Annotated in this window: 8 protein-coding genes and 1 pseudogene; 6 read left to right on the forward strand and 3 right to left on the reverse strand. The window is 48.6% G+C overall.

Annotated features, from left to right (window positions below):
• The coding region (locus tag FYJ34_RS12880; protein WP_206671434.1) for a hypothetical protein at positions 1 to 201 on the forward strand (201 nt) is incomplete at its 5' end.
• 119 nt (positions 202 to 320) lie between these two features.
• On the opposite strand, the gene FYJ34_RS13460 is transcribed toward FYJ34_RS12880, so the two are convergent.
• The 3 genes from FYJ34_RS13460 to FYJ34_RS13465 all read right to left on the reverse strand — a co-directional run bounded on the left by FYJ34_RS13460 (position 321) and on the right by FYJ34_RS13465 (position 2183).
• Positions 321 to 488, reverse strand: coding sequence for a nitroreductase family protein (locus FYJ34_RS13460; RefSeq protein ID WP_235899540.1), 168 nt, complete (start codon positions 486 to 488; stop codon positions 321 to 323).
• 325 nt (positions 489 to 813) lie between these two features.
• Complete coding sequence (locus tag FYJ34_RS15725; protein WP_465244908.1) at positions 814 to 1680, reverse strand: pirin family protein; 867 nt, start codon at positions 1678 to 1680, stop codon at positions 814 to 816.
• Between the two features lie 281 nt (positions 1681 to 1961).
• Positions 1962 to 2183, reverse strand: coding sequence for a MarR family winged helix-turn-helix transcriptional regulator (locus FYJ34_RS13465; protein ID WP_334296373.1), 222 nt, complete (start codon positions 2181 to 2183; stop codon positions 1962 to 1964).
• Between the two features lie 558 nt (positions 2184 to 2741).
• On the opposite strand from FYJ34_RS13465, the gene FYJ34_RS12085 reads away from it, so the two are divergent.
• The 5 genes and pseudogenes from FYJ34_RS12085 to FYJ34_RS15380 form a co-directional block, all read left to right on the forward strand.
• Positions 2742 to 3290 carry a pirin family protein gene (locus FYJ34_RS12085; protein WP_330582715.1) on the forward strand — a complete coding sequence of 183 codons (549 nt, stop codon included), beginning with the start codon at positions 2742 to 2744 and terminating at the stop codon, positions 3288 to 3290.
• A 163-nt stretch (positions 3291 to 3453) separates the two neighbouring features.
• Positions 3454 to 3705, forward strand: coding sequence for a hypothetical protein (locus FYJ34_RS14700; protein ID WP_330582716.1), 252 nt, complete (start codon positions 3454 to 3456; stop codon positions 3703 to 3705).
• Positions 3702 to 4037 carry a nitroreductase family protein gene (locus tag FYJ34_RS14705; protein WP_330582717.1) on the forward strand — a complete coding sequence of 112 codons (336 nt, stop codon included), beginning with the start codon at positions 3702 to 3704 and terminating at the stop codon, positions 4035 to 4037. Before FYJ34_RS14700 ends, FYJ34_RS14705 begins: the two co-directional genes overlap by 4 nt.
• A gap of 682 nt (positions 4038 to 4719) precedes the next feature.
• Positions 4720 to 4917, forward strand: a complete 198-nt coding sequence (locus FYJ34_RS14710) for a hypothetical protein (protein ID WP_330582718.1) — start codon at positions 4720 to 4722, stop codon at positions 4915 to 4917.
• 58 nt (positions 4918 to 4975) lie between these two features.
• Positions 4976 to 5125, forward strand: a pseudogene (locus tag FYJ34_RS15380) (F0F1 ATP synthase subunit A); the annotation flags it as partial.

Raw genomic sequence — 5125 nt, forward strand, 5'->3', positions numbered from 1 at the left:
TCTCTTCCTGCTCTTTCTAGTTTCCTCCTTGAATTTTGTCCAAAATTATATCGGTTTCTTTTTATTTTTATGGATTTTTACGAGAAACAGAATGTTTTATTTCGCGCAGCGCACATTCCTGTGAAACAAAAAAACATCTCCTGCACCCTTATGTCTGATGCAAAAGATGTTTTTTTCCACCTGAATTTCCGGATATTTTGAGGAAGTCCTTTGCCGCCTATTCCCTCACGGCAAAATAATTCCCTCTCTGTCCGCCTATACTATCTACACTATCTGTACTCTCTGTTCTATTTTCTTTTCGCTTTGCCTCGGCTCCTTTTCTATCCGCCAAACGCATCTGTGCCAGCCTGTAGGTTTGGGAAGCTTGTATCTTTCCGTACCATGTCATCTATAACGGGATTGTAATGGCAGGGAAGCTCCGATCCCAGCTCTGCCAGCGCCGTCCAGATGCTGATCTGCAGCATTCCATTGGCATGGTTTGCCCACACGGAAAATTGGCTGCATAGGTCGGAAACTTGGCTGCCAGTCCGTCTACTACCTCTTCTTCGTAAAAATACAAAATCGTTCCTGCTCCATTTCGGAAGGACTGGATCTTGTCATGCGGTACCTTCCCTCAAACACCCCTCTCAATCTCATCCACAGCGCCTCATGCTCTCCCCAAAGGCCGCCACGACCCTCGCACTCTTCATATCAAAGGCATCGGGAACCAGTTCCGTCACTCTTTTTATTACTTCCTCCACTTTTCCTTCGCAACCGGAAGCTCCTTGTTTAACAGATAACGACTTCTTCTCTTTTCCAATCCTGTGATCACGCTCATGTCTGTTCCTCCTTTTTCTTTTTGTGTATTCGGTTTCCCTGTTCTGTCTGCCTTGTTCTGTTTGCCTTGTTCTGTCTGCCTTGTTCTGTCTGCCTTGCCCCAGCATATGCCTTCGTCTGCAAAGCCGTCACTGTTTCCCGTTTTCCACTTTTCATTCGTTCCGGAAAAACCGCTCTTTTGAACCCCGGATCCGCCTGTGTTTTTAAGGGCTTTCTCCCACGATGCCGGCGGCGCCTGCCTCGGTCGATTATTTGATAAAGGTTCCTTCCTCCAGCTCCTTGAACGCCTGCTGCAGTTCCTCCCTGGTGTTCATTACCACCGGCCCTCCCCAGGCGATCTCCTCCTTCAATGGACTTCCACTGAGAAACAGAACTTTGGCTCTTTTTTCTTTTCCTTCTATCGTCACCTGGTCTCCGTCCGATAACAGAGCCGCCGTCTTTTCTTCCAGATCTTCTCCTGCTACCCACATCCCCCAGCAAAGGAACAGCAGCGCCTGTCTGCCCTTCTCTGTGGAATGGTAACCGTCTTTCCCGTTCTACCGTAATATCATAATAGTCAATAGGCTGATAGTTCCCCTGGACTCCCTGCTGCCCGTCATAGCTTCCTGCCAGGATCCTGAGGCGGCCTCCTTCCAGTTCCACTTCCGGGATCTGGTCCCTCTTGATGCTGCGGTAAGCCGGCTTTGTCATTTTGTCCTTTGCCGGAAGATTCAGCCATAGCTGCACGCCCAGCATCCGCTCGCTTGCCGGCAGCTGTTCTTCATGGATGATGCCGGATCCTGCCGTCATCCACTGGACTTCCCCATCTTCCACGGTGTCTTCAAAGCCCAGATTGTCCTTGTGTTTCATTTTCCCCTGCCACACGTAGCTGATGGTCTCGATCCCTCTGTGGGATGCGGCGGAAAGCCCGCTATATAATCCTGCGGATTGGTGCTGTCAAAAGAGTCCAGCATCAAAATAGGATCAAATTCTTTGCGGTCTGGCTGCCCAGCACTCTTACCAGCTTCACACCGCCTCCATCTACCGTTTGAAATCCTTTTACCTTTTTTCTGATCGTTCTATTCATGTAAGATCCCTCCTAATTTTTTAATAGGAACAACAACTGCTTCTTCTCTTCCGCGGTCAATTCTTCATTTTTTCTCTGATCATCTCCCTGTTCTTTGGAGCCGCCTGCTGAATGACACTCCTCCCTCCTCTGTCAGATGAAGGATGCAAAGCCGCTTGTCCTTTTGATCTGCCAGTCGTTCCACATACCCTCTTCCTACCAGATTGTTGACGATGACCGGTATGGTTCCTACACTGCTTAAAATCTTTTCCCGCACTTCTCCTACGGTCAGATCTCCCTTGCTGTACAGCGCTTCCAACACTGCAAACTGGCTCAGCGTCAATGCAATCAGAGCACGGGAAGGATTGCAGGGAAATACGGTTGACGCTGAGCCAGTTTGCAGTGTTGGAAGCGCTGTAGCAAGGGAGATCTGACCGTAGGAGAAGTGCGGGAAAAGATTTTAAGCAGTGTAGGAACCATACCGGTCATCGTCAACAATCTGGTAGGAAGAGGGTATGTGGACGACTTTGCATCCTTCATCTGACAGAGGAGGGGAGGAGTGTCATTCAGCAGGCGGCTCCAAAGAACAGGGAGATGATCAGAGAAAAAATGAAAGAATTGACCGCGGAAGAGAAGAAGCAGTTGTTGTTCCTATTAAAAAATTAGGAGGGATCTTACATGAATAGAACGATCAGAAAAAAGGTAAAAGGATTTCAAACGGTAGATGGAGGCGGTGTGAAGCTGGTAAGAGTGCTGGGCAGCCAGACCGCAAAAATTTGATCCTATTTGATGCTGGACTCTTTTGACAGCACCAATCCGCAGGATTATATAGCGGCTTTCCGCCGCATCCCCACAGAGGGATCGAGACCATCAGCTACGTGTGGCAGGGAAAATGAAACACAAGGACAATCTGGGCTTTGAAGACACCGTGGAAGATGGGGAAGTCCAGTGGATGACGGCAGGATCCGGCATCATCCATGAAGAACAGCTGCCGGCAAGCGAGCGGATGCTGGGCGTGCAGCTATGGCTGAATCTTCCGGCAAAGGACAAAATGACAAAGCCGGCTTACCGCAGCATCAAGAGGGACCAGATCCCGGAAGTGGAACTGGAAGGAGGCCGCCTCAGGATCCTGGCAGGAAGCTATGACGGGCAGCAGGGAGTCCAGGGGAACTATCAGCCTATTGACTATTATGATATTACGGTAGAACCGGGAAAGACGGTTACCATTCCCACAGAGAAGGGCAGACAGGCGCTGCTGTTTCCTTTGGGGGATGTACGGGTAGCAGGAGAAGATCTGGAAGAAAAGACGGCGGCTCTGTTATCGGACGGAGACCAGGTGACGATAGAAGGAAAAGAAAAAAGAGCCAAAGTTCTGTTTCTCAGTGGAAGTCCATTGAAGGAGGAGATCGCCTGGGAGGGCCGGTGGTAATGAACACCAGGGAGGAACTGCAGCAGGCGTTCAAGGAGCTGGAGGAAGGAACCTTTATCAAATAATCGACCGAGGCAGGCGCGCCGGCATCGTGGGAGAAAGCCCTTAAAAACACAGGCGGATCCGGGGTTCAAAAGAGCGGTTTTTCCGGAACGAATGAAAAGTGGAAAACGGGAAAACAGTGACGGCTTTGCAGACGAAGGCATATGCTGGGGCAAGGCAGACAGAACAAGGCAGACAGAACAAGGCAAACAGAACAAGGCAGACAGAACAGGGAAACCGAATACACAAAAAAGAAAAAGGAGGAACAGACATGAGCGTGATCACAGGATTGGAAAAGAGAAGAAGTCGTTATCTGTTAAACAAGGAGCTTCCGGTTGCGAAGGAAAAAGTGGAGGAAGTAATAAAAGAGTGACGGAACTGGTTCCCGATGCCTTTGATATGAAGAGTGCGAGGGTCGTGGCGGCCTTTGGGGAAGAGCATGAGGCGCTGTGGGATGAGATTGAGAGGGTGTTTGAGGGGAAGGTACCGCATGACAAGATCCAGTCCTTCCGAAATGGAGCAGGAACGATTTTGTATTTTTACGAAGAAGAGGTAGTAGACGGACTGGCAGCCAAGTTTCCGACCTATGCAGCCAATTTTCCGGTGTGGCAAACCATGCCAATGGAATGCTGCAGATCAGCATCTGGACGGCGCTGGCAGAGCTGGGGATCGGAGCTTCCCTGCAGCATTACAATCCCGTTATAGATGACATGGTACGGGAAAGATACAGCTTCCCAAAACCTACAGGCTGGTGGCACAGATGCCGTTTGGCGGGATAGAAAAGGAGCCGGAGGCAAAAGCGAAAGAGAAAATAGAACAGAGAGTACAGATAGTGTAGATAGTATAGGCGGACAGAGAGGGGAATTATTTTGCCGTGAGGGAATAGGCGGCAAAGGACTTCCTCAAAATATCCGGAAATTCAGGTGGAAAAAAACATCTTTTGCATCAGACATAAGGGTGCAGGAGATGTTTTTTGTTTCACAGGAATGTGCGCTGCGCGAAATAAAACATTCTGTTTCTCGTAAAAATCCATAAAAATAAAAAAGAAACCGATATAATTTTGGACAAAATTCAAGGAGGAAACTAGAAAGAGCAGGAAGAGACAAAAAAATGATGAAAAAATAAATAAAAGGAAGGGGATCCATGATTTTGAATTTAAAAAAATAAATAAAAAAAGGGGAAATGCAGGAAAACAGCGAAGAGAAAAAGATGATTGACAAAAGAAAAAAAGGCAGTAATGTGAGGAAAGCTTAGAGGAGAGGGGGCATTTATACGGAAAAACTGACTCAAAATCTCATGGAGGAATTAACCTGTAAAACGGTGTTTGAGATTCCGGTTTTCGGGGGTCAAGTGGACGAAGCGGTGGTGGCAACCTGGGGATCATGCTGTGTCTGACCTGCTGTCTCTGATCCTGGTGAGGAATCTCAAGGTGGAACGTCCGGGGAAAGTACAACTTGCGTTGGAGTCATGTATTCAATGGGGAACGGATCTTTTTGAAGGGATCCTGGGAAAAGAAAATTCCGGTTATATTCCCTACCTGATGACGGTGGACTGTTTCTGGTTATCTCCAACACCATGGGGCTGATCGGATCAAACCACCCACAAAGGATCTGAACGTAACGGCGGCGCTGGCCATTCTTAGTATGCTTTTGATCGAATACAGCGGGATACGAAGAAACGGGATCCGCCATTGGGAAAACACTTCGGGAACCGGTTCCCTTCGTGGCGCGATCATGGTGCTGGAAGTGTTTATCAGACCACTTTCGCTGTGCATGCGTCTGTTTGGAAATATG

The sequence above is a fragment of the Suipraeoptans intestinalis genome, assembly GCF_009696485.1.
Classification (GTDB): Bacteria; Bacillota; Clostridia; order Lachnospirales; family Lachnospiraceae; genus Suipraeoptans; species Suipraeoptans intestinalis.